Source organism: Arthrobacter sp. 10T419 (genome assembly GCF_056394105.1).
This window is the reverse complement of record NZ_JBFTHF010000002.1, coordinates 179,003-201,583: the sequence shown is the minus strand read 5'-3', so window position 1 is coordinate 201,583 and position 22,581 is coordinate 179,003. Positions and strand designations below refer to the sequence as shown.

General features: G+C 67.2%; 22 protein-coding genes, 1 tRNA gene and 1 other RNA gene. 13 read left to right on the top strand and 11 right to left on the bottom strand.

Features of this window, described 5'->3' with window-relative positions; translation table 11 throughout:
• Positions 1 to 56 precede the first annotated feature (56 nt).
• Positions 57 to 450, bottom strand: an RNA gene (gene rnpB, locus AC1DBD_RS04550) — RNase P RNA component class A.
• 111 nt (positions 451 to 561) lie between these two features.
• Here rnpB and AC1DBD_RS04545 point away from each other — a divergent pair.
• From AC1DBD_RS04545 to AC1DBD_RS04535, 3 genes are read left to right on the top strand one after another with little or no spacing between them, the layout of a single operon-like run.
• Entirely contained in the window at positions 562 to 1,437 is an 876-nt protein-coding gene (locus tag AC1DBD_RS04545) for a slipin family protein (RefSeq protein ID WP_476981507.1), read from the top strand.
• 4 nt (positions 1,438 to 1,441) lie between these two features.
• Positions 1,442 to 1,639 (top strand): hypothetical protein, encoded by a 198-nt coding sequence (locus tag AC1DBD_RS04540; protein WP_476981506.1) that lies wholly within the window; start codon positions 1,442 to 1,444, stop codon positions 1,637 to 1,639.
• A gap of 55 nt (positions 1,640 to 1,694) precedes the next feature.
• On the top strand, positions 1,695 to 2,459 hold the full coding sequence (locus tag AC1DBD_RS04535; RefSeq protein WP_476981505.1) for a YaaA family protein: 765 nt from the start codon (positions 1,695 to 1,697) through the stop codon (positions 2,457 to 2,459).
• A gap of 59 nt (positions 2,460 to 2,518) precedes the next feature.
• Here the strand turns inward: AC1DBD_RS04535 and AC1DBD_RS04530 are convergent, their stop codons facing one another.
• Entirely contained in the window at positions 2,519 to 3,256 is a 738-nt protein-coding gene (locus AC1DBD_RS04530; protein ID WP_476908682.1) for a zinc ribbon domain-containing protein, read from the bottom strand.
• Positions 3,257 to 3,318: 62 nt separating this feature from the next.
• A complete protein-coding gene (locus AC1DBD_RS04525) occupies positions 3,319 to 4,218 on the bottom strand; it encodes a Nif3-like dinuclear metal center hexameric protein (RefSeq protein WP_441417530.1) in 900 nt (299 codons plus the stop codon).
• A gap of 111 nt (positions 4,219 to 4,329) precedes the next feature.
• Between AC1DBD_RS04525 and msrA the strand changes: the two genes are divergently transcribed.
• From msrA to epsC, 3 genes are all read left to right on the top strand, one after another.
• Entirely contained in the window at positions 4,330 to 4,854 is a 525-nt protein-coding gene (gene msrA, locus AC1DBD_RS04520) for a peptide-methionine (S)-S-oxide reductase MsrA (RefSeq protein WP_441417529.1), read from the top strand.
• A gap of 66 nt (positions 4,855 to 4,920) precedes the next feature.
• Positions 4,921 to 5,856, top strand: coding sequence for a cysteine synthase A (gene cysK / locus AC1DBD_RS04515; RefSeq protein ID WP_441417528.1), 936 nt, complete (start codon positions 4,921 to 4,923; stop codon positions 5,854 to 5,856).
• Positions 5,857 to 5,893: 37 nt separating this feature from the next.
• On the top strand, positions 5,894 to 6,478 hold the full coding sequence (gene epsC, locus AC1DBD_RS04510) for a serine O-acetyltransferase EpsC (protein WP_138769044.1): 585 nt from the start codon (positions 5,894 to 5,896) through the stop codon (positions 6,476 to 6,478).
• A 74-nt stretch (positions 6,479 to 6,552) separates the two neighbouring features.
• Here epsC and gndA read toward each other — a convergent pair whose 3' ends face one another.
• A complete protein-coding gene (gndA, locus tag AC1DBD_RS04505) occupies positions 6,553 to 7,989 on the bottom strand; it encodes an NADP-dependent phosphogluconate dehydrogenase (protein ID WP_476892360.1) in 1,437 nt (478 codons plus the stop codon).
• Positions 7,990 to 8,215: 226 nt separating this feature from the next.
• On the opposite strand from gndA, the gene AC1DBD_RS04500 reads away from it, so the two are divergent.
• A complete protein-coding gene (locus AC1DBD_RS04500) occupies positions 8,216 to 8,944 on the top strand; it encodes a FadR/GntR family transcriptional regulator (protein WP_476892359.1) in 729 nt (242 codons plus the stop codon).
• 265 nt (positions 8,945 to 9,209) lie between these two features.
• Here AC1DBD_RS04500 and AC1DBD_RS04495 read toward each other — a convergent pair whose 3' ends face one another.
• The 5 genes from AC1DBD_RS04495 to AC1DBD_RS04475 form a co-directional block, all read right to left on the bottom strand.
• A complete protein-coding gene (locus AC1DBD_RS04495; RefSeq protein WP_441417525.1) occupies positions 9,210 to 9,500 on the bottom strand; it encodes a hypothetical protein in 291 nt (96 codons plus the stop codon).
• A gap of 503 nt (positions 9,501 to 10,003) precedes the next feature.
• Positions 10,004 to 10,079, bottom strand: a tRNA-Val gene (locus AC1DBD_RS04490).
• Positions 10,080 to 10,176: 97 nt separating this feature from the next.
• Positions 10,177 to 11,097, bottom strand: a complete 921-nt coding sequence (locus AC1DBD_RS04485; protein WP_441417524.1) for an NAD-dependent protein deacetylase — start codon at positions 11,095 to 11,097, stop codon at positions 10,177 to 10,179.
• 17 nt (positions 11,098 to 11,114) lie between these two features.
• Positions 11,115 to 11,615: a peroxiredoxin gene (locus tag AC1DBD_RS04480; protein WP_476908680.1), complete on the bottom strand. Its 501-nt coding sequence runs from the start codon at positions 11,613 to 11,615 to the stop codon at positions 11,115 to 11,117.
• The gene (locus AC1DBD_RS04475; RefSeq protein WP_175320867.1) at positions 11,612 to 12,031 is read right to left on the bottom strand and encodes a DUF3052 domain-containing protein; all 420 of its coding nucleotides are present in this window, start codon (positions 12,029 to 12,031) and stop codon (positions 11,612 to 11,614) included. Before AC1DBD_RS04475 ends, AC1DBD_RS04480 begins: the two co-directional genes overlap by 4 nt.
• A 420-nt stretch (positions 12,032 to 12,451) precedes the next feature.
• Between AC1DBD_RS04475 and aceE the strand changes: the two genes are divergently transcribed.
• From aceE to fabF, 6 genes are all read left to right on the top strand, one after another.
• On the top strand, positions 12,452 to 15,232 hold the full coding sequence (aceE, locus tag AC1DBD_RS04470; protein ID WP_441417522.1) for a pyruvate dehydrogenase (acetyl-transferring), homodimeric type: 2,781 nt from the start codon (positions 12,452 to 12,454) through the stop codon (positions 15,230 to 15,232).
• Between the two features lie 141 nt (positions 15,233 to 15,373).
• A complete protein-coding gene (locus tag AC1DBD_RS04465) occupies positions 15,374 to 16,618 on the top strand; it encodes a PucR family transcriptional regulator (RefSeq protein WP_441417521.1) in 1,245 nt (414 codons plus the stop codon).
• A gap of 88 nt (positions 16,619 to 16,706) precedes the next feature.
• On the top strand, positions 16,707 to 17,636 hold the full coding sequence (locus AC1DBD_RS04460; protein ID WP_476892356.1) for an ACP S-malonyltransferase: 930 nt from the start codon (positions 16,707 to 16,709) through the stop codon (positions 17,634 to 17,636).
• Positions 17,633 to 18,694 (top strand): beta-ketoacyl-ACP synthase III, encoded by a 1,062-nt coding sequence (locus AC1DBD_RS04455; RefSeq protein ID WP_476981504.1) that lies wholly within the window; start codon positions 17,633 to 17,635, stop codon positions 18,692 to 18,694. The genes AC1DBD_RS04460 and AC1DBD_RS04455 overlap by 4 nt, the downstream gene beginning before the upstream one ends.
• A 145-nt stretch (positions 18,695 to 18,839) precedes the next feature.
• Positions 18,840 to 19,085, top strand: a complete 246-nt coding sequence (locus tag AC1DBD_RS04450) for an acyl carrier protein (protein ID WP_091256299.1) — start codon at positions 18,840 to 18,842, stop codon at positions 19,083 to 19,085.
• Positions 19,086 to 19,301: 216 nt separating this feature from the next.
• Positions 19,302 to 20,537 carry a beta-ketoacyl-ACP synthase II gene (fabF, locus tag AC1DBD_RS04445; RefSeq protein ID WP_476981503.1) on the top strand — a complete coding sequence of 412 codons (1,236 nt, stop codon included), beginning with the start codon at positions 19,302 to 19,304 and terminating at the stop codon, positions 20,535 to 20,537.
• Positions 20,538 to 20,682: 145 nt separating this feature from the next.
• Here the strand turns inward: fabF and AC1DBD_RS04440 are convergent, their stop codons facing one another.
• Both AC1DBD_RS04440 and AC1DBD_RS04435 read right to left on the bottom strand, forming a co-directional pair.
• The gene (locus AC1DBD_RS04440; RefSeq protein WP_136322385.1) at positions 20,683 to 21,186 is read right to left on the bottom strand and encodes a DUF3145 domain-containing protein; all 504 of its coding nucleotides are present in this window, start codon (positions 21,184 to 21,186) and stop codon (positions 20,683 to 20,685) included.
• 375 nt (positions 21,187 to 21,561) lie between these two features.
• Complete coding sequence (locus tag AC1DBD_RS04435) at positions 21,562 to 22,488, bottom strand: tyrosine recombinase XerC (protein WP_441417518.1); 927 nt, start codon at positions 22,486 to 22,488, stop codon at positions 21,562 to 21,564.
• Between the last annotated feature and the right edge of the window lie 93 nt (positions 22,489 to 22,581).

Sequence of the window (22,581 nt, the reverse complement as noted above, 5' to 3'; positions counted from 1 at the left end):
CCTCGATCCAAACGGCAAGGACCGGCACCACACGGTGCCGGTCCTTTTCGTTTGGTTGGATGGGTTGACCGATACGCCGGGTTCTGTGTTCCCGCGCTGTTGCCGGCGCGGGAGTAGCGGCCATCCATCTACGGACGCCGTTGCCGACGCCCTCCAGCGGCCTACCCGGACACTCGGGCGGGCAGCCCTCAAACGTGTCCTGTCTGGCCTTGCTCCGGGTGGGGTTTACCTAGCCTTCCCGGTCACCCGGGAAGCTGGTGGTCTCTTACACCACCGTTTCACCCTTACCTGCTCCCCCGACCGTGCGGACACGGCCCTGGGGCAGGCGGTCTATTCTCTGTGGCACTGGCCTGCGGGTTACCCCGAGTGGGCGTTACCCACCACCCTGCCCTGCGGAGCCCGGACGTTCCTCGAGCCACTTGCGTGACGCGCGGCCGCCTGGTCAACCCATCCGGTTCTCATTCTACGGGCTGCCCCCGCAGGCTCACCGCACCGGCGCCTTTTGGGCCTGCCGGTGGGAGAATGAAAGCAGCAACCCCGCCAGGCAAGGAAGCGATTCGGATGGATTTCACCGCCGTCGTCATTTGGCTGATCATCGCCGCGCTCGTGCTCATCCTGGCCCGGGCCTCGATCCGGATTGTGCGCCAGTATGAGCAGGGCGTGCTGTTCCGGCTGGGCCGGGTGATCGGAGTCCGGATGCCCGGGCTGCGCTTTATCATCCCGGTGATCGACCGGCTGCAGCTGGTCAGCCTGCGGATCGTGACCATGCCGATCCAGTCGCAGGGCATCATCACCCAGGACAACGTCAGCGTGGATATCTCCGCGGTGGCCTACTACCGGGTGATCGACGCCGTGAAGTCGGTGGTGGCGATCGAAAATGTGGCTGCCGCGATCAACCAGATCGCCCAGACGACGCTCCGCAAGGTGGTCGGCCGGCACAGCCTGGACCAGACCCTGTCCGAAACGGAACACATCAACAGCGACATCCGCGAAATCCTGGACGCACTCACCCTGGAGTGGGGCGTCGAAGTCACGCTCGTGGAGCTGAAGGACATCCAGCTTCCCGAAAGCATGAAGCGCGCCATGGCCCGGCAGGCGGAGGCCGAGCGGGAGAAGCGGGCCAAGATCATTGCCGCCGAGGGCGAGTCGATCGCGGCGGCGGCGCTCGGTGAGGCTTCTGACATGATGATGGCGCATCCGCTGGCCCTGCAGCTGCGGAACCTGCAGTCCCTCGTCGAGATTGCGGTGGACAAGAACTCCACCGTGGTCTTCCCGGCGCCGCTGATGAGCACCATCGGCGAGCTGTCCGCGTTCCTGGCCCGGGAGACCAAGGCCGCCCAGGCAGCGGTAGCGGCGCCGGCCCAGGCCGCCGGCCCCACCCCCGTGGCGGTCACGGCGCCTCCCCCTGTCCCGGCGGCGCCAACGAAGGTAGCCTGACCGCATGGAACTGTTGCTCCTTGCCGTCGGCGCCGGACTGCTGGTCGTCGCGTCCGTCGTGCGTGACCTCCTGACCCGCCGGAAGCACGCGCGGCTGGGCAGCGACCCGGAATCCGAGCGGGCACGGCGGGACATCCAGCGGGCCAAGACAGTCGGCCAGTCGAATTTCGTGGGCCTCGACAACACCGGACACCGGCGCTAGCCCGACGCCGGGCCGCGCGCGGCTGCAGCCGCCTGGCCGCCGGTAGGATCGTACGGTGCTAATTCTGCTGCCGCCCTCCGAAGGCAAGACCCCCGCGACCGGCGGTGACGCCGTCGACGCGGCTTCGCTCAGCTTCCCCGGCCTCAACGCCTACCGCGCAAAGGTGCTCGAGGCGCTCGGCACCGTCAGCGCGCACGAGGACGCCCTGGCGCTGCTGGGCGTCGGCGCCTCGCTGAAGGCCGACGTCGAACGCAACACCCGCTTGCACGCCGAGCCTGCCGCGCCCGCCCACCAGGTGTATTCCGGCGTCCTCTACGACGCCCTGGACTACCGCTCGCTGACTCCGGCGCAGCGGAAGAAGGCGGACGCAAACGTGCTGGTGATCTCCGCGCTCTGGGGCGCGATCCGGTTTGCGGACCGGGTGCCGGCGTACCGGCTATCGATGGGCACGTCCCTACCCGACGTTGGACGGCTGGCCTCGTTCTGGAAGCCGCAGCTGACTGAGGCCCTGGCCGCCGCAACGGACGGCGAGCTGCTGGTCGACTGCCGCTCCAGCACCTACGCCGCGGCCTGGGCTCCCCCGCCCGAGCGGACCGTGGCGGTGAACGTCTTCACGGAGGTCAACGGCGTCCGAAAGGTGGTGAGCCACTTCGCCAAGCACACCCGCGGGGAGCTTGCCCGGCACCTGCTGGCCCGCCGCGGCAAGACCCCGCAGACCCCGGCGCAGCTGCACAAGGCCGCCGCCGAGAAATGGTCCGCGGAGCTGGTCGAGGGCACGGCCCGGAAGCCGCACACCCTCAACCTCATCCTGCCCAACTAGCTGGCAGTTGTTGTCGTTTACACGCCTCTAAACGACAACAACTGCGAGTCACTTGGGGACTAGGCCCACTCGGCGGAGCGGACCAGGATGCACCCGGAATCCGGGCAGAAGACGATGTCGTCCTCGGCGGCGGCCTTGATCTCGGCGAGGTCACCGGGGCTCAGCTGCATACCGGATCCTTCGGAGGTGCCGTGGAAGAGCCGGGCCGCGCCGACGCCGCGCTTGGCGAGCGTCTTCTCGTAGACGGCGAGCATTCCCGCGTCCAGTCCCTCGGCGAACTCGGCGCGCTGGCCGCGCACCACGGTCATCTCCGCGGCCACTTCGGCGAGCTGTTCGTCCAGTTCGGCGCGGATGGTGCCAAAGGAACCCTGGATATCGTCAACGATCTGCTGCTGGCTGGCCTGGCGCAGGCGCAGCGAATCCAGCCGCTCCAGGACCTCGAGTTCAACGTCCTCAAGATCCGAGCGGCGCTTGTTCAGGGACGCGATGTCGCGCTGCAGTGCCACGAGGTCCTTGGACAGCCCGGTGCCGCTGTTGAGCCTGGCCTCGTCGCGTTCGATCCGGGAGGCGACCTGCTCGACGTCGGCCTCGGCGCGCTTGAGTTCCAGTTCGGCGTCGTGCACCGCCACCTTCGCGGCCCCGAGTTCTCCGTTGGCCACACTGAGGGCAGCCTCCAGGTCGGTGATCCGGGAGTCGCTTTCAAGGCTGCGGCGGCGGTTGGACAGGGACTTGAGCCTGGCATCGAGTCCCTGCAATTCGAGCAACTTCAACTGTTCCGCCGGTGCTGCCTTGGCCACTATTTCCTCCGCTTGTTCACTTACCGGCCGGAGCCGGGCACCGTACCGGCGCTCCCTAGACTCTAGTCGCCGCCCGGAGTCAGAATGAAGTCCCAGGGGTCGCTGTTGGTGCTGCTGACCCGGATTTCAATGTCGTGGCCCTGGTCGGTCAGCACATTCCCCAAGGCCTCGGCGGCCGCCGGCAGCCACAGCCACTCGCTCGCAAAGTGCGAGACGTCGATCAGGTACGGCCGGTCATTGACGGCAGCCTCGCGGGCCTCCGACGCCGGATGGTGGCGCAGGTCCGCGGTCAGGTAGACGTCGGCGTTGCTCGCGCGGACCTCGTTGAACAGCGAGTCGCCCGCGCCGCCGCACAGGGCCACACGTCGCACCAGGCCGTCCCGGTCGCCGGAAACACGGACGCCGCCGGCCACGGAGGGAAGGATGCCGAAGACCCGCGCGGCGAAGTCCCCCAGCGTCTGGACGTCGGCGAGGTCCCCGACCCGGCCGATCCCTTCCTCCGGAAGGCCGTTCGCGGCCGGCGTCAGCGGCACCACGTCCTGCAGGCCCAGCGCGTCGGCCAGTACGTCGGAGACGCCTCCGACGGCGGAATCACCGTTGGTGTGCACTGTCAGCAGTGCGGTCCCGGACTCGATCAGCCGGTGCACCGCCTTGCCCTTGGGGGTGTTGGCGGCAACGGAGGTGACGCCCTTGAGCAGCAGAGGATGGTGCGTAATGAGCAGTTCGGCGCCCCAGGCGACGGCTTCCTCGATGACTTCGAGGGTGGGGTCCACGGCGAAGAGAATCCTGCTCACCTCGGCGGACGGGTGCCCGGCCACCAGGCCTACCTCGTCCCACTCCTCCGCCAGCGATTCGGGCCAGAGCTCCTCGACGGCCAGCAGGATCATGCCCAGCGTGGCAGCCTCGCCGGTGCGGGTAGCTTCGTCGGGCTGCGCTGAAACGTCGGTGTTCTCAGGTTCCATAACCTCATTTTTACCCTATCCGCGGTGCCAGCCACCCCTGCCGGGAGTCCCGGATGCTGGCCGAATGCCGGGTTCGGGAATGATCCGGGCCCTTCGTCCATTGAACAGGACATGAGAACTTTCGTCCTCGGCGGGGGCTGCTTCTGGTGCCTCGACGCCGTCTATCAAAAGACCAAGGGTGTCAGCTCGGTCGTCTCCGGCTACACCGGAGGCCACGACCGCAACCCCGACTACTACAGCGTGTGCTCCGGCACCACCGGCCATGCCGAGGTGGTGGCGGTGACCTTCGACGAGGAGGTGATCCCGGCCGAGGTCATCCTGGACATGTTCTTCGCCCTGCACGATCCCACGACGCTGAACCGGCAGGGTTACGACGTCGGCACCCAGTACCGGTCCTCGATGTTCTACGAGACCACTGAGGAGAAGATCCTTTTCGAGGAAGCGATCGGCCGGAACCAGGAGCTGTGGTCGGATCCGATCGTCACCGAGGTGAGCCGCCTGCCGGTCTTCCACGTGGCGGAGGATTTCCACCAGGACTACTACGCGAAGTACCCCGAACAGGGCTACTGCCAGGTGATCATCAACCCGAAGCTGGCGAAGGCCAGGAAATATTACTCTGCATGGCTTAATGCTTAGCTAGGGCCTGAGCGCCCTCGTTACGCTGACCTTAGAATTCCTCCTCACAGATAGGCACACCTACCCATGGCACGGATCTATGACGATGTTACCCAGCTGGTCGGCGGCACCCCGCTGGTCCGCCTCAACCGGCTGAGCGAAGGCCTGGACGCCACGGTGGCGGTCAAGCTGGAGTTCTACAACCCGGCCAACAGCGTCAAGGACCGGATCGGCGTCGCCATCATCGACGCCGCGGAGAAGTCCGGTGCACTCAAGCCCGGCGGGACCATCGTCGAGGGAACCTCCGGCAACACGGGCATCGCCCTGGCCATGGTCGGCGCCGCCCGCGGCTACAAGGTCATCCTCACCATGCCCGAGACCATGTCCACGGAACGCCGCGTCATGCTCCGCGCCTACGGCGCAGAAATTGTGCTGACCCCCGGTTCCGAGGGCATGCGCGGAGCCGTGGAGAAGGCCCAGGAGATCGTCGCGAACACGGAGAACTCCATCTGGGCGCAGCAGTTCGCCAACGAGGCCAACCCCGAGGTGCACCGCCGCACCACCGCCGAGGAAATCTGGTCGGACACCGACGGCAAGGTGGACATCTTCGTCGCCGGCGTCGGCACCGGCGGAACCGTCACCGGTGTCGGCCAGGTACTCAAGGAGCGCAAGCCCGACGTGCAGATCATCGCCGTCGAGCCCAAGGACTCCCCCATCCTCAACGGCGGCGCCCCGGGCCCGCACAAGATCCAGGGCCTCGGCGCCAACTTCGTGCCGGAAATCCTGGACACCAACGTCTATGACGAGGTCATTGACGCCACCCTGGAGGACTCGGTCCGCGTGGCCCGCGAGCTGGGCGTCAAGGAAGGCATCCTCGGCGGCATCTCCTCCGGCGCGATCGTCTGGGCGGCCCTGGAGCTCGCGAAGCGCCCGGAGAACGCCGGTAAGCTGATTGTTGCCATTGTCTGCGACTTCGGGGAGCGCTACATCTCCACCGTGCTGTACGACGACATCCGCGGCTAAGCCCAGCCCTGTCCCAAGATTTCGTAGAAAGGTCTTTGTGAGCTTCTTCGCAAGACTGAAGGAAGACCTCGACGCCGCCCGGTCCCACGACCCGGCGGCGCGCGGTTCTTTCGAAAACTTCTTTGCCTACTCCGGCCTGCACGCGATCTGGGCGCACCGCCTGACGCACCGGCTCTGGCAGAACCCTTCGCTGCGCTTCCCTGCGCGGCTGATCTCCCAGCTGGCCCGCTTCCTGACCGGCATCGAAATCCACCCCGGCGCCACGATCGGCCGCCGCTTCTTCATCGACCATGGCATGGGGGTTGTGATCGGCGAAACCGCCGAGATCGGCGAGGATGTCATGATCTACCACGGTGTCACGCTCGGCGGCCGTTCGCTCGCAAAGATCAAGCGGCACCCCACCATCGAGGACCGCGTCGTCATCGGCGCCGGAGCCAAGGTCTTGGGCCCCATCACGATCGGCCGGGACAGCGCCATCGGCGCCAACGCCGTCGTAGTCAAGGACGCCCCGGCCGAATCGATCCTGACCGGAGTGCCCGCCACCTGGCGGCACCGCGACGCCCAGCGCGAAACCAAACCCGCCGTCGACCCGGCCGAGTACCTGATCGAGTACCGCATCTAAAGCACGCAGTCATAAAGACAGCGGCCGGCGGCCCCAAAACGGGGCCGCCGGCCGCTGTCGTTAACCGGTCTGGATTAGTGCGTGTCCACTGCCGAGATCTCGGACTTGTCCTCGCCCCAGAGGGTGTGGAAGGTGCCCTCGGTGTCGATGCGGCCGTAGGTGTGTGCACCGAAGAGGTCGCGCTGGCCCTGGATCACGGCGGCCGGGAGGCGCTTGCGCCGCAGGCCGTCGTAGTACGCCAGCGAGGAGGAGAACACCGGCACCGGGATGCCCAGCTGCACCGCGGTGGCCACCACGCGCCGCCAGGCCGGGAGGACCTCGGCGATCGCCTTGGTGAAGGCCGGCGCGAACAGCAGGTTCGCCGGCTTCTCGTCCGCGGCGTAGGCCTTGGTGATCTCCTTCAGCAGCTCTGCGCGGATGATGCAGCCGCCGCGCCACAGCGAGGCGATCTCGTCCAGCTTGAGGTCCCAACCGTATTCCTTGGCGGCGGAGGTGAGCATGTCCAGGCCCTGCGCGTAGGAGACCAGCTTGGAGGCGTACAGTGCCTGCCGGACGTCCTCGACGAAAGTCTCGGGGACCTCGACGGCGGCCTCGCCGCCGGCCAGCAGTTCCTGGGCCAGCTTGCGCTGCTCCGCCTGCGAGGACAACGCGCGGGCGAAGACCGATTCGGCGATGCCGGAAGTCGGGGAACCCAGTTCAAGGGCGGAGATGACCGTCCAGCGGCCGGTGCCCTTCTGGCCGGCGGCATCCACCACGACGTCGACGAACGGCTTGCCGGTCTTGGCATCGACGTGGCCGAGGACTTCGGCGGAGATTTCGATCAGGAAGGAAGCGAGCTCGCCCTTGTTCCATTCGGCGAAAATCTTTGCCTGCTCGGCCGGCTCAATGCCCGCGCCGGAGCGCAGCAGGTCGAAGGCCTCGCCGATGACCTGCATGTCGGCGTATTCGATGCCGTTGTGCACCATCTTGACGAAGTGGCCGGCGCCGTCGGTGCCGATCCAGGCGCAGCAGGGCTGGCCGTCGACGTGGGCTGCGATCTTTTCCAGCAGCGGGCCGAGCGCCTCGTAGGACTCCTTGGAGCCGCCGGGCATGATCGAGGGGCCGTTGAGCGCGCCTTCCTCGCCGCCGGAGACGCCGATGCCGACGAAGTGGAGGTCCTTCTTCGCGAGGGCGGCCTCGCGGCGGCGGGTGTCCTCGTAGTGCGAGTTGCCGGCATCGATGATGATGTCGCCGGCCTCCAGCAGCGGCTCGAGCTGTTCGATCACGGAGTCCACCGGCTTGCCGGCCTTGACCATGATCAGCACGCGGCGCGGCTTCTCCAGCGAGTCGACGAGTTCCTGCAGCGTTTCGGTGCGGACGAAGTCGCCGTCCTGGCCGTGCTTTTCGAGGAGCGCGTCGGTTTTCTCCACGGAACGGTTGTGCAGGGCAACGGTGAAGCCGTTACGGGCCAGGTTCCGGGCCAGGTTGGCCCCCATCACCGCAAGGCCGGTGACACCGATGTGTGCTGACATCAAAACTCCAATTCATTCTGTGCATCGAGTGCAGTTCGTCCCGCAGTTGCTGCGGAACACGCTTCTTGGGATCAGTGGCTGTCAATAAACCATATGTATTTCCGCTGACTGCAGGAAAGCAGCGCCCACGTGGCGGAATACGGCGCGTCACAAACAGTCTATGATTTTCGGCGGCCACTGCGCCTGTAGCCCCGGGATTGCGGCCTGCGCCACTATGCTTACGACTATGTCGACCAGCCTGCATCACCGCGCCATCGAGCATCTGGGAGCCCGCATCGTCGCCGGCGAGCTCCCCGCCGGCCATGTCATGCTGGCCGAGCACCTCGAGGATGAGCTGAAGGTCTCTCGCTCGGTGGTCCGCGAGGCGGTGCGCGTGCTGCAGTCCCTGGGGCTGGTCGAGACCATCAAACGTGTCGGCATCCGGGTGCTCCCCGCCAGCCGCTGGAATCCCTTCGATCCGCTCGTGATCCGCTGGCGCCTGGCCGGCGAGGGCCGCGGCGCCCAGCTGCGCTCCCTGGCCGAGCTGCGGACCGCGGTGGAGCCGGTGGCGGCCGAACTGGCGGCCGGCAACGCCCCGGATGAACTCCGCAGCCAGCTGGTGGAAATCTCCCACGCCATGCGGGAGGCCGGTGTGGCCGGCGACGTGCCTCGGTTCCTCGAGCTGGATATCCAGTTCCATTCCCTGCTGTTGACCGGTTCCGGCAACGAAATGTTCGCCAACATGGTGGGCCAGGTGGCCGAGACGCTGACCGGCCGCACCGTCCACGGTCTGATGCCGGACCATCCGCGGGCCTCCGCGCTGCAGTGGCACGTGGACGTGGCGGAGGCGATTGCGGCCGGCGACGGCGTGGCCGCCCGCGAGGCCTCCAACAAGATCATGCGCGAGACAATCGCGGACATGGAACCCAGCTGGAAGGACCAGCCCCGCGTCTTCGTCCCGGTCCAGCCCCGCTAGTCCGCCCGCACGGCAGCGGCACGGCTTCCGATAGACAGCCGCGGGGCCCGGATTAGTCCCGTCGATGGTCAAATTCAACCGCTAGGCGTTTCACATTTGGACGCATTCACGGTATATTTCTAACAAGCCTTCCACCGCGGCATCCCCCAATAGTCGCGGTGGAAGGCTTTTCCATTGCCCGCAGGCTTTTCCATTGCCCGGAGGCTTTTCCATTGCCCTCAGGCTTTTCCATTGCGCGGAAGCTTTTGCCGCGGGTGACCGCTGGTCAGGCGGCGTCCGCCACCGCGTCCCGGAGCCGCCAGCCTCCGCCGAGGCCGTCCCGGATGATTTCCATCGTAGTTAGGGCCGATCCGCTGTTCCGGCCCAGCCTGGCCTGGACCTGCCACACCTCGACATCGACCCGGCTCAGTCCCTTCGGCATCCGGCGCTCGGCCTCCCACCAGCTCACGCGCTCAAACCACCGCACGGGTTCCGCGCCAACCACCCATTCGCGGCCACCGCGGACCACGGCCCGCGGATGTCCGTCAGGGCCGGTTTTTACGATCACATGTTCCATGCCGGTGACGGTACGGACAGGCACCGACATTTTGGTGCAGTCCGGACTTGGATGGCCGACAGCGCATGGGCAGCGGGGCCGCGCTCCACTACCAGGCGTTTGCGGATTCGAACTCCGTCTGGTGCTGCTCCTTGCAGTAAGGGACCCGGGAATCCGGAACAGGAATCCCGCATAGCCGGCATTTTGTAGCCCAAAACCTGGCAAAAAAAGAACGTAAACCTAACAAGTCGCCCCCCAAATAAGTAAGATAACAATATCACTTAGCTTATTATCGGTTCGGAATCCCCCACTCCCTGCTCGGCCGGGGCGCCCCCTGCCGACCCCCGCGGCGAGCAGTGGCCCTCGGGGCCAGCAGCGTAGCGCCCGCGCGTTGCCAACCGATATGTGAGCACACAGATAGTTCCGGCTACTTTTAGGCGCGGGAATAGTGCAGGACACAGCACATGGAGAGCAAAAAACCCCGCCGCGGCGGGCGTTTAGGCCTGCCGCGACGGGGTTTTCCTTGGTGGGTCCTACCGGGATCGAACCGATGACATCCACGGTGTAAACGTGGCGCTCTACCAGCTGAGCTAAAGACCCAAGATGCTGTTTCCGCACTTCAGTGCGTCCACCAACGAACAATGACTCTACCCGAAACGGCGCCGGAAACGCCAATCGCCGGCCGGACCGGAACGCCTCACAGTGAGGGGAGCTCCGCGGCGAGCCAGGTCAGCGATTCGCTGACGCCTGCCTCCAGCTTGATGGTGGCCAGGTCATCGCCGCGGGTCTGCCCACGATTGATGATCACCACCGCCTTGCCTTGCTTGGCGGCGTGCCGGACGAACCGCAGTCCGCTCATCACGGTCAGGGAGGAACCGGCCACCAGCAGGGCCGCGGCGTCGTCCACCATGGCGTAGGAGCGCTCAACCCGGTCCTTGGGCACGTTCTCGCCAAAGTAGACAAAGTCGGGTTTCAGTGTGCCGCCGCAGGCCGGGCAGTTGGCGACGACGAAACCCGCGATCAGCTCCGAATCTTCCACGGTGGCGTCGGCGTCGGGGGCCATTTCCACGACACCGGCGGCGAGTGCTTCCGTCAGGAAGTCAGGGTTGAGTTCCTCCAGCACGCCGGCCAGCAACGAGCGGCTGTAGCGGCGATGGCAGGCCAGGCAGACCACCCGGTCGAAGCGGCCATGCAGGTCCACCACGTTGACGCTTCCGGCGTCCTCGTGCAGCCGGTCCACGTTCTGCGTGATCAGGCCTGTGAGGAGCCCGCGGTGCTCCAGCCGGGCGGCGGCCGCGTGGCCGTCGTTAGGATCGGCGCGGCGCAGATGCGACCAGCCGATGTGGTTCCGCGCCCAGTAGCGACGGCGGTTCTCGGGGTCGCCAATGAATTCCTGGTAGGTCATGGGCGCCCGCGGAGCCGCCCCGGGGCCCCGGTAATCCGGGATGCCCGAATCCGTGCTGAGCCCGGCGCCGGTGAGCAACGCGAAGCGCTCCCCCGCGAGGACGCCGTGGATTTCCCGCAGGACCTCGAGTTCGCTCCGCGCCGGTTCGGCGGCAACGACCGGCGGCAGGCTGGCAAAGCCAGTCATGCCGACGCCGGGCCTCCGCTGCCGCATCACGCCTGTCCCCGCCGTCAGTTCCCTGCGAGCCCCGCCAGGGCGGCGCGGTACTCGGTGAAATCTCGGGCCTGGCCGCGGGGGTTCACCACGACGTAGCGGACCATACCGCGGGCGTCGATGATGAAGGTGCCGCGCTTGGCCATGCCACTGTCGGGGTCAAAGACGCCATAGCGCTCGGCCACGGCACCGTGCGGCCAGAAGTCCGCAAGGAGGTCGAAGGAGTAGCCTTCCTTTTCCGCGTAGGCGCGCTGCGCGAACTTGCTGTCCACCGAAACCCCCAGCACGGCGGCGTCGGCGTCCTCGAAGAGCGCAAGGTTGTCCCGGATTTCGCAAAGTTCGCCCGTACAAATGCCGGAGAACGCGAACGGGAAGAACACGAGGACCACATTGCGTCCGCGCAGTTCCGACAGCCGGACCGGCTCGCCGAACTGGTTGACCAGCTCAAAGTCGGGGGCGGGCTGGCCGACCGCCGGCACGGCGGTTGCCAGCGCCACTCCTGCGCCGGGTTGGGTCACTTGTTTTTCCGCGTGACCAGCCGGGTGGCGCTCCACTCCTTGGAGACGCCAGCGGACGTGGTGTAGTGCAGGCCTGCGGTGGGCGCGGCATCCTGGATGTCGGCCGGTGAGACGTAGCCCACCCGGCCGTTCTTCGGGGTGAGCACCCAGACCACGCCGCCCTCGGTCAGGGTGGTGCGCGAGCCGACCAGGGTGTCAACGAGGTCCCCGTCGTCGGACCGCCACCAGAGGATCACGGCGTCGACCACCTCATGGTCGTCCTCGTCGAAGAGTTCCGAGCCGGTGAGGTCCTCGATGTCGTCGCGCAAGTCGAAGTCGACGTCGTCGTCATAACCGAATTCTTGAATCAGATCTCCATTTTTGAAACCCAATTTTTCCGCCACATTTACCGAAGTGGCGGCGTCGGCCTCGCTCACGTGTTGCTCCTATGCTGTTTGTACTTCTTGGTGTACTGCTTGGTGGACCCAATGGTGCTAGTGATTTCCATTACTACAAGCCAACACCCTTTGGGCCTTTGCTTCAAGCTGCTAACGCCGCGATCCGCCATATTCTGCGTCACACCGGCCGTTCCGCGGGCCCCGGAGGGGGTCCACGTCACAGAACCAGTATGCCCGTGAAATACGGCGGTGGCCCCATAGGACAGCTACGCATCCGCGGACTGACACGGCTAGAGTGGCTGATGACGACTTTGCCTGCGCGGACAACCGACCGCTAATACAGGCAGGCATGGTTGTGATTGGACCTAGCCCGGCGTACAGGACCGGGCTGCTGTTACCGATATGTCGCACACGTCGCGTTCACGCCAGGCAGTTACCCTGCCGGAGCTGAGGGTGCCGATGAATGCGCTCAAAGAGAGGTTGGACGTGGCTGCAGGAGAAGATACCTCCCATATCCTCAGCGGGTTGACTAACCAGCTGCCTGATCGTGATCCGGAAGAGACCGCCGAATGGCTGGAGTCCCTGGACACCCTGATTCAGGAACAGGGCACCGAGCGTGCCCAATACATCATGCGGAGCCTGCTCCAGCGGGCCGGCGCGCAGAGCGTGGGCGTGCCGATGGTGACCACCACCGACTACGTCAACACCATCCCGGTGGACCAGGAAGCGCCGTTCCCCGGCGATGAAGAGATCGAACGTAAGTACCGCGCCTGGTTGCGCTGGAACGCCGCCGTCATGGTGCACCGCTCCCAGCGTCCCGAGATCGGCGTCGGTGGCCACATTTCCACCTACGCCGGTGCGGCGACCCTCTACGAGGTCGGCTTCAACCACTTCTTCCGCGGCAAGGACCACCCCGGCGGCGGCGACCAGGTCTTCTTCCAGGGCCACGCCTCCCCCGGCATGTACGCCCGCGCCTTCATGGAAGGCCGGCTGACCGAGGAGGACCTGGACGGCTTCCGCCAGGAGAAGTCCAAGGAAGGCCACGCCCTCTCCAGCTACCCGCACCCGCGCCTCATGCCGGAGTTCTGGGAGTTCCCCACCGTGTCCATGGGCATCGGCCCGATGAACGCCATCTACCAGGCGCAGTCGAACCGCTACCTGCACAACCGCGGCATCAAGGACACCTCGGACCAGCAGGTCTGGGCGTTCCTGGGCGACGGCGAAATGGACGAGCCGGAGTCCCGCGGCCTGCTGCAGCTCGCCGCGAACGACAAGCTGGACAACCTCAACTTCGTCATCAACTGCAACCTGCAGCGCCTCGACGGCCCGGTCCGCGGCAACGGCAAGATCATGCAGGAGCTCGAGGCGTTCTTCCGCGGCGCCGGCTGGAACGTCATCAAGGTCGTCTGGGGCCGCGAGTGGGACAACCTGCTCGCCAAGGACGAAGACGGCTCGCTCGTGAAGATCATGAATGAGACGGTCGACGGCGACTACCAGACGTACAAGGCCGAATCCGGCGGGTTCGTCCGCGAGCACTTCTTCGGCAAGACCCCGCAGACCAAGGACATGGTCGCGGACATGACGGACCAGGAGATCTGGAACCTCAAGCGCGGCGGCCACGACTACAACAAGGTCTACGCCGCGTACAAGGCCGCCACCGAGTTCAAGGGCAAGCCGACGGTCATCCTGGCCCACACGGTCAAGGGCTACGGCCTGGGCACCCACTTCGAGGGCCGCAACGCGACCCACCAGATGAAGAAGCTCACGCTGGCGGACCTGAAGGCCTTCCGCGACCACCTGCGCATTCCGGTCACGGACGAGCAGCTCGAGGCCGACCCGTACCAGCCGCCGTACTACCACCCCGGCGCCGACGCCCCGGAGATCCAGTACCTGATGGAACGCCGCCGCGCCCTCGGCGGGTTCGTCCCCGAACGCCGCTCCAAGCACACCGACGTCACCCTGCCGGGCGACAAGGCGTACGAGGTCGCCAACCGCGGTTCCGGCAAGCAGCAGGCCGCCACCACCATGGCGTTCGTCCGGCTGCTCAAGGACCTGATGCGGGACAAGGACTTCGGCTCCCGGATCGTGCCGATCATCCCCGATGAGGCACGCACCTTCGGCATGGACGCGTTCTTCCCGACGGCGAAGATCTACAACCCGAACGGCCAGAACTACCTGTCCGTGGACCGCGACCTCGTCCTGGCCTACAAGGAATCCATTGCAGGCCAGATCGTGCACGCCGGCATCAACGAGGCCGGTTCGGTCGCCGCCTTCACCGCGGCGGGCACGTCCTACGCCACGCACGGCGAACCGCTGATCCCGATCTATGTTTTCTACTCGATGTTCGGTTTCCAGCGCACCGGCGACTCCTTCTGGGCCGCCGCCGACCAGATGACCCGCGGGTTCATCATCGGCGCGACCGCCGGACGGACCACGCTGACCGGCGAGGGCCTGCAGCACGCCGACGGCCACTCCCCGATCCTGGCCTCGACCAACCCGGCCGTCGTCACCTACGACCCGGCCTACGGTTACGAGATCGGCGTCATCATGCGTGATGGCCTGAACCGGATGTATGGTCCGGGCCCGGCGGACAACGACCCGGCCCGGAACCTGATGTACTACATCACGGTTTACAACGAGCCGATCGTCCAGCCGCCGGCACCCGCCGAGCTCGACGTCGAGGGCATCATCAAGGGCATCTACCTGCTGGCACCGGCCAAGATCGACGGCCCGCGCACGCAGATCCTGGCCTCCGGTGTGTCCGTCCCCTGGGCCCTCGAAGCCCAGCGGCTCCTCGCCGAGGACTGGGGCGTCTCCGCCGATGTCTGGTCCGTGACCTCCTGGACCGAACTGCGCCGCGACGCCATGGCCGCCGAGGAAGACGCCTTCCTCAACCCGGGCCAGCCGGCCCGCGTCCCGTTCGTCACCGAACAGCTCGCCGGCGCCACCGGCCCGATCGTGGCGGTCTCGGACTACATGAAGGCCGTTCCGGACCAGATCCGCCAGTTCATCCCGAACGAGTTCGCCTCGCTCGGCGCTGACGGCTTCGGCTTCTCGGACACCCGCGCCGCCGCTCGCCGCTTCTTCAAGAACGACATCCACTCGATCGTGGTCCGTTCCCTGCAGATGCTGGCCCGCCGCGGCGAGGTCGACGCCCAGGCCCCGGCCCAGGCAATCGAGAAGTACCGCCTGCTCAACGTCAACGCCGGCACCACCGGCAACGCGGGCGGCGACTCTTAGTCACCAAAGCGAACGCACGACGGCGGTTCCCACCTTCGGGTGGGGGCCGCCGTCGGGCGTTTAAGCCTGTGACGCAGCCCAAAGGGACTTGTAGCCTTTGCACAAATGGAGCTTGGACGGCGGGCACCGTATGCTCGATGCATGGCAGAGCCCACCACCACTCCCGCAAAACGCAAGCCGTCCGTGCGGGCGCTCACCCCGGAGAAGGCCGAGACGCTGAAGAAGCTCCGGGCCAGCGTGGGCCAGCTGTCCACCACGACCCTGCGGCAGCTGGAAAAATCACTGCCCTGGTACAGCCGACTGAACTCCGATGAGCGCTCCGCCCTAGGCATGGTCGCGCAGAACGGCATTGCCGCTTTCGTCACCTGGTTCGAGCGGCCCAGCTCTCCGTCCTGGATCCTCTCCGATGTCTTTGGCACCGCCCCCACCGAGCTCACCCGCTCGATCAGCCTGCAGAAGGCGCTGCAGCTGATCCGGATCGTCGTGGAGGTGGTCGAGGAGCAGGTGCCGATCATCGCCCCGGAAGCCGACCAGGCCGGCCTGCGCGAGGCCGTGCTGCGCTACTCCCGCGAGGTGGCCTTCGCCGCGGCCGACGTCTACGCCCGCGCCGCCGAAACCCGCGGGTCCTGGGACACCCGGCTGGAGGCGCTGATTGTCGACGCGATCCTGCGCGGCGAAAACACCGACGCGCTGCGCTCCCGGATCGCCGCCCTGGGCTGGAAAGCCCAGGAACGCTTCACCGTGATGGTGGGGAATTCCCCGTCGGAACCCAGCGCCAGCTACGTCAGCGAACTCCGCCGCACGGCCGGGCGCTTCGCCGAGGACGCCCTCGTCGGGATCCAGGGCGACCGGCTGATCCTGATCCTGGGCGGCGTGCAGGACCGCGAAACGGCCTGCCAGAAACTCAGCGAGCTCTTCGCCCCGGGGCCGGTGGTCTACGGCGCCGAGGCCGGATCCCTGCTGGAGGCCAGCAGCTCCGCTCAGTCCGCCTTCGCCGGCCTGACCGCAGCCAAGGCGTGGCCCTCCGCGCCGCGTCCCGTGGCTGCCGATGACCTCCTGCCCGAGCGCGTGATCTCCGGTGACGACGCGGCCCGGCGTTCCCTGGTCAAGAACATTTACCGGCCGCTGGTCGCGGCGTCCAACGGCCTCGTGGAGACCCTCGGGACCTACCTCGAACTCGGCCACTCGCTTGAAGCGACCGCCCGCGAGCTTTTCGTCCACGCCAACACCGTGCGCTACCGGCTCAAGCGTGTCTGCGACGTCACGGGCTGGGATCCGTTGATCCCCCGGGAGGCTTTTGTGCTCCAGGCGGCGCTCGTGGTGGGCCGGCTCTCGGCCCCGCCCAGGCCCTCCGCGGAACGCCAGCCGTCGCGCAACAACTCCTGACCCGTTGTAGACTTCCTACAATCTGACCCAGTGAGCTTGGTGCATGAGAGTACCGATGAATCACGCGGCAATTTGGAAAGCTGGATACGTGCTTGCAATCGTTTGCCCTGGACAGGGCTCCCAGACCCCTGGTTTTCTAGCCCCCTGGCTGGAATTGCCTCCCGTCGCAGGCCATTTGGCCTCCCTTAGCGAAATAGCAGGTATCGACCTCACCGCCCACGGAACCACCTCCGATGAGGAGACCATCAAGGACACCGCCGTCGCGCAGCCCCTGATCGTCGCCGCCGGACTCGTGGCCGCCAAGTCGCTCTTCGACGTCGAACTGGGCACCCTCCCGGTCATCCTCGCCGGACACTCGGTCGGCGAAATCACCGCCTCCGCCCTGGCCGGTGTCCTGACCGAGACCGAAGCGATGACCTTTGTCCGCGAACGCGCCAACGGCATGGCCGCGGCCGCCGCGGCCACCCCCACCGGCATGAGCGCAGTCGTGGGCGGGGACCCCGCCGAAGTCCTGGCCGCGATCGAGGCCTGCGGCCTCACCCCCGCCAACGTCAACGGCGCCGGCCAGACCGTCGCGGCCGGCACCCTGGAGCAGCTGAAGGCCCTCGCCGACAATCCCCCGGCCAAGGCCCGAGTGATCCCGCTGAAAGTCGCCGGCGCGTTCCACACCTCGCACATGTCCCCCGCGGTCGCCGCGCTGAAGGCCCTCCGGCCCTCGCTGCACCCGCGGAACCCGCAGGTCCCGCTGCTGTCCAACTTCGACGGCGCGGAGGTCACCGACGGCGGTGCCGCCGTCGACAGCCTGATTGCCCAGGTCTCCCGCCCGGTCCGCTGGGATCTCTGCATGGAGACCCTCGTGAAGCGCGGCGTGACCGGAGTGATCGAACTGGCCCCGGCCGGGACGCTGGCCGGCCTGGCCAAGCGCGGCATGCCCGGCGTGAAGACCGTCACCGTCAAGACCCCGGATGACCTTTCCGCCGCCTTGGCCCTATTCGCAGAACTGGAGGGAGGGGAATGAGCGCTCCTACTCTGAAGCAGGCTCCCCTGCAGGAAAACACCCGGGTGATGGGCGTCGGCGCGTACCGGCCCAGCATGATCGTCACCAACGAGGACGTTTGCCAGTGGATCGACTCCTCGGACGAGTGGATCCGGCAGCGCACCGGCATCATCACGCGCCACCGGGCCCCCGCCGACGTCAGCGTGATCGACATGGCCGAGGGCGCGTCCCGCGAGGCCCTGGAAAAGGCCGGCATTGAGGCCTCCGAGCTCGGCGCGGTAATCGTCTCCACCGTCACCCACCCGTATGCGACGCCCTCGGCCGCCGCAAGCCTGGCCGACCGTCTCGGCGCCACCCCGGCACCGGCGTTCGACATCTCCGCCGCCTGCGCCGGCTACTGCTACGGCATCGCCCAGGCCGACGCGCTGGTCCGCTCCGGCGCGGCCAAGTACGTGCTCGTGGTCGGTGCGGAGAAACTCTCCGACGTCATCGACAACACCGAGCGCACCATCTCCTTCCTGCTCGGCGACGGCGCCGGCGCCGTCGTCATCGGACCCTCAGACACCCCGGGCATCGGCCCCTCGGTATGGGGTTCGGACGGCAGCAAGTGGGACGCCATCGGCATGACCCACTCGATGCTGGACATCCGCGACTTCGCCGCCGCCGGCAAGCGTGACACCGCCCTCAGCGAGGGCGAGGCCGCCGTCACCGAGGCGGCCCTGTGGCCCACGCTGCGGCAGGACGGCCAGACGGTGTTCCGTTGGGCGGTCTGGGAAATGGCCAAGGTGGCCCAGCAGGCCCTCGACGCCGCCGGGATCAAGGCCGAGGACCTCGCGGCCTTCATCCCGCACCAGGCCAACATGCGGATCATCGATGAGATGGCCAAGAAGCTCAAGCTTCCGGAGACCGTCAAGGTCGCCCGGGATATCGCCGAAGCAGGCAACACCTCGGCAGCCTCCATCCCCCTCGCCACCCACCGCTTGCTTCAGGAAAACCCTGAATTGAGCGGCGGACTGGCCCTGCAGATCGGGTTCGGAGCCGGACTTGTCTTCGGCGCCCAGGTGATTGTGCTTCCGTAGGCGGCCACCGCACTTCCCAAGCTGAACGCATTCCTCAACAGCACGGATTCCCAACCAAGCCGAACCCTCGGTTTGAATCATTTCGCCCGACGTTCCCGGCACAACCACCGGAAGCCGACGGCAACAACAAGAAAAGGAGCCATCAATGGCTAACAACGAAGAGATCCTGGCCGGCCTGGCCGAAATCGTCAACGAAGAGACCGGCCTGGCCCCCGAGGCTGTCGAGCTGGACAAGTCCTTCACCGAGGACCTGGACATCGACTCCATCTCCATGATGACCATCGTGGTCAACGCCGAGGAAAAGTTCGGCGTGCGCATCCCGGACGAAGAGGTCAAGAACCTCAAGACCGTCGGCGACGCCGTCAGCTTCATCGCCAACGCCCAGGCCTAATTTCGCCTGCGCCTTGGCTCCGGCCGGCAACGACCGGACCTGTGGCCGGCAACGGCCGGACCTGTGGCCGGTCCGGGACGCTTCGACAGCGTCCCGGACCGGAACACCACAGCTCAATCCCTGATTTCTGCATGACCACCGAGTTTTCCCTACGCAGGCCCCGGCCGCCTTCACCAGGTTCCGGATACGGCAGGCGCACCGACAGAGAGTGATCCCATGGCACGCAAAGTAGTCATTACCGGTCTGGGTGCCACCACACCCATTGGCGGCGATGTCCCCACGATGTGGAAGAACGCGCTGAAGGGCGTCTCCGGCGCGCACACGCTTGAGGACGACTGGGTGGCCAAGTACGAGCTGCCCGTGCACTTCGCTGCTCGGGCCTCCACCCCCGCCACCGAGGTCCTGAGCCGCGTCGAGGCCAAGCGCATGGACCCGTCCACGCAGTTCGCCGTTGTCGCCTCCCGCGAGGCATGGGCCGACGCCGGCATCACCGACATCGACCATGACCGCCTGGCCGTCGCCTTCGCCACCGGCATCGGCGGCGTCTGGACCCTCCTGGACGCCTGGGACACCCTGCGCGAAAAGGGGCCCCGCCGTGTCCTCCCCATGACCGTGCCCATGCTGATGCCCAACGGCCCCGCCGCGGCCGTCAGCCTGGACCTCGGCGCCCGTGCCGGCGCCCACACCCCCGTCTCCGCCTGCGCGTCCGGCACCGAAGCCGTGCACATGGGCCTGGACCTGATCCGCTCCGGCAAGGCCGACGTCGTCGTCTGCGGCGGCGCCGAAGCCGCCATCCACCCGATGCCGATCGCCGCGTTCGCCTCGATGCAGGCGCTGTCCCGCCGCAACGACGATCCCGAGCATGCCTCGCGCCCCTACGACCGCGACCGCGACGGCTTCGTGATGGGCGAAGGCGCCGGCGCTCTGGTGCTCGAGGCCGAGGAGCACGCCCTCGCCCGCGGCGCCCGAATCTACGCCGAACTCGCCGGCACCTCGGTAACCGCCGACGCGTACCACATCACGGCCCCGGACCCGGAGGGCCTCGGCGCCACCCGCGCCCTGAAGGCGGCCATGTTCGACGGCCGCATCCAGGCCGAGGACGTGGTGCACGTCAATGCGCACGCCACCTCCACCCCGGTCGGCGACAAGCCCGAGTACACCGCCCTCAAGGCCGCCCTCGGCAGCCAAGTGGATAACGTGGCCGTCTCCGCCACCAAGTCGCAGATGGGCCACCTGCTGGGTGCCTCCGGTGCGGTGGAAGCCGTACTGACCGTCATGGCCGTATACGACCGCAAGGCGCCCGTGACGATCAACCTCGAGAACCAGGATCCGGAGATCCCGCTCGACATCGTCACCTCCGAGCGCGCCCTGCCCGGCGGCAGCATCGTGGCACTGAGCAACTCGTTCGGCTTCGGCGGCCACAACGCCGTCATCGCCGTCCGCAGCGTCTAACCCGCCGGGCCCGCTCAGCTGGGCCGCACGCCGAAATGACAGATGGCGGCAATGTTCCTGGTGAACATTGCCGCCATCTGTCATTTGGCGTTGCTATGGAGTGTGGTGCGGTACGTCCAGGGTCGTGGGAAGAGCCCCCGGGTGGCTAGCCGACCTGGTGGAGCCAGCGTACGGGGGCGCCTTCGGCGGCGTGCCGGAAGGGTTCGAGTTCCTCGTCCCAGGCCTCGCCGAGGGCCAGCGAGAGCTCATGGTAGACCGCGGAAGGGTCGCCGGCGCCGGATTCGTAGGCGTAGCGGATGCGGTCCTCGGAGACCATGATGTTGCCGTGCACGTCCGTGACGGCGTGGAAGATGCCGAGTTCCGGGGTGTGCGACCAGCGGCCGCCGTCGACGCCCTGGCTGGGCTCCTCGGTGACCTCGTAGCGCAGGTGAGCCCAGCCGCGCAGCGCAGACGCCAACTGAGCCCCCGTGCCCGGTGTTCCGGTCCACGACAGCTCGGCCCGGAACATTCCGGGCGCAGCGGGCTGGGCAGTCCACTCAAGGTCCGTGCGCTTGTCCACGACAGACCCAATGGCCCACTCAACGTGGGGGCACAGGGCGGTCGGGGCCGAGTGTACGAACAGGACACCGCGGGTTAGTGCAACAGACATTCCATCCTCCATAGCTATAGGTACGTCTTCCCCAACGACCTCTGCCTGGATGCCTCTCTGCTGCGTGGATCCGCGTGCGGGGCTCTCGCCCCTGCCAGACTATTCAGTTTCTTCGAAACAACAATACGCAAAAAATATGTCCGGATCTCAGGTGGTAAATCGATGCTTAAGCGGTTCAAGCACCACTTGAAAGTTGCCGGGCGTGAGTCTCATTGTGCCGTACCCCGCCTAATTACGCCAGTGCAATTCGGCGCGTCGCTCCCGGCGAGTCGTTCCGGCTTTGCTAATGGTCCACAGGTGCCCTTGACACGCCCCGGAGGGGCCCCCGAGAGCCCTGATGGCCCAGGTCGCGGCGCCGTGCCGGACGGCGGCCGGTCAAGCCCGCGGATGCGCCTGCTGGTAGCTTTTCCGGAGCCGGTCTACGGAGACGTGGGTGTAGATCTGGGTGGTTGCCAGGCTGCTGTGCCCCAGGATTTCCTGCACCGCGCGGAGGTCCGCCCCGCCGTCGAGCAGGTGGGTTGCCGCCGAGTGCCGCAGTGCGTGCGGACCCGTGGCCGAGGTGTCCCCCAGCCCGTCCAGCAGCCCCTTGACGACGCTACGGACCTGCCGCTGGTCCACCCGCTTTCCGCGCGCCCCGAGGAAGAGCGCGGGGCCGGAGCCGTCCGCCGCCAGGGCCGGGCGTCCACGGCGCAGCCAGTCGTCGACGGCGACCGCGGCCGGGAGGCCGTAGGGAACCGTCCGCTCCTTGTTGCCCTTGCCGAGCACCCGCAGGGTCCGGCGGTCCGGGTCGAGATCGTCGATGTCCAGGCCGGCCAGCTCGCCGACGCGGACGCCCGTGGCGTAGAGCAGCTCCAGCATGGCACGGTTGCGCAGGGCCAGCGGCTCCCCTTCCGCGGCGGCCGACTCGGCTCCGGCCACCAGCCGCTGCACCTGCCCCTGCTGCAGCACGCCGGGCAGGGACTTCTCCCGTTTCGGGGCCTTCAGCCGCAGGGCGGGGTCGGCGGCGATGAGCTCCTCGCGGACGGCCCACGCGGTGAAGGCCCGCGCGGTGGCTGCGCGCCGGGCCAGCGTGGCCCGTGACATCCCGGCTTCGCTCTGGGTGCCAAGCCAGCGCCGCAGTGTGCCGAGTTCGAGGTGTGCCAGATCCTCCGCGCCCTCCGAGACCGCATGCGCCAACAGGCTTCCGACGTCGGAAAGGTAGGCGCGGACGGTGTGGGCGGAGCGGCCCCGCTCAGCCTCCAGATACCGGCCGAAGCCATGGGCGGCTGCAGCGAGCGCTGGGGGAAGTTGCTGTGTTGACACCCTCCCACTCTCCCAGCAATTTGGCCGGCGCCAGCGCAGCCCGGCGGCGCGCCGCCAACGCCCGCGTGCTTGCTCCGCACCATGCTGGAAGTC

What these genes read in the sequence shown, in the direction of transcription:
- AC1DBD_RS04545 (WP_476981507.1), top strand. Translation starts at nt 562, where the DNA reads ATGGATTTCACCGCCGTCGTCATTTGGCTGATCATCGCCGCGCTCGTG.
- AC1DBD_RS04540 (WP_476981506.1), top strand. Translation starts at nt 1,442, where the DNA reads ATGGAACTGTTGCTCCTTGCCGTCGGCGCCGGACTGCTGGTCGTCGCG.
- AC1DBD_RS04525 (WP_441417530.1), bottom strand. Translation starts at nt 4,218, where the DNA reads ATGGAACCTGAGAACACCGACGTTTCAGCGCAGCCCGACGAAGCTACC.
- msrA (WP_441417529.1), top strand. Translation starts at nt 4,330, where the DNA reads ATGAGAACTTTCGTCCTCGGCGGGGGCTGCTTCTGGTGCCTCGACGCC.
- cysK (WP_441417528.1), top strand. Translation starts at nt 4,921, where the DNA reads ATGGCACGGATCTATGACGATGTTACCCAGCTGGTCGGCGGCACCCCG.
- gndA (WP_476892360.1), bottom strand. Translation starts at nt 7,989, where the DNA reads ATGTCAGCACACATCGGTGTCACCGGCCTTGCGGTGATGGGGGCCAAC.
- AC1DBD_RS04500 (WP_476892359.1), top strand. Translation starts at nt 8,216, where the DNA reads ATGTCGACCAGCCTGCATCACCGCGCCATCGAGCATCTGGGAGCCCGC.
- AC1DBD_RS04495 (WP_441417525.1), bottom strand. Translation starts at nt 9,500, where the DNA reads ATGGAACATGTGATCGTAAAAACCGGCCCTGACGGACATCCGCGGGCC.
- AC1DBD_RS04485 (WP_441417524.1), bottom strand. Translation starts at nt 11,097, where the DNA reads ATGCGGCAGCGGAGGCCCGGCGTCGGCATGACTGGCTTTGCCAGCCTG.
- aceE (WP_441417522.1), top strand. Translation starts at nt 12,452, where the DNA reads ATGAATGCGCTCAAAGAGAGGTTGGACGTGGCTGCAGGAGAAGATACC.
- AC1DBD_RS04465 (WP_441417521.1), top strand. Translation starts at nt 15,374, where the DNA reads ATGGCAGAGCCCACCACCACTCCCGCAAAACGCAAGCCGTCCGTGCGG.
- AC1DBD_RS04455 (WP_476981504.1), top strand. Translation starts at nt 17,633, where the DNA reads ATGAGCGCTCCTACTCTGAAGCAGGCTCCCCTGCAGGAAAACACCCGG.
- AC1DBD_RS04450 (WP_091256299.1), top strand. Translation starts at nt 18,840, where the DNA reads ATGGCTAACAACGAAGAGATCCTGGCCGGCCTGGCCGAAATCGTCAAC.
- fabF (WP_476981503.1), top strand. Translation starts at nt 19,302, where the DNA reads ATGGCACGCAAAGTAGTCATTACCGGTCTGGGTGCCACCACACCCATT.
- AC1DBD_RS04440 (WP_136322385.1), bottom strand. Translation starts at nt 21,186, where the DNA reads ATGTCTGTTGCACTAACCCGCGGTGTCCTGTTCGTACACTCGGCCCCG.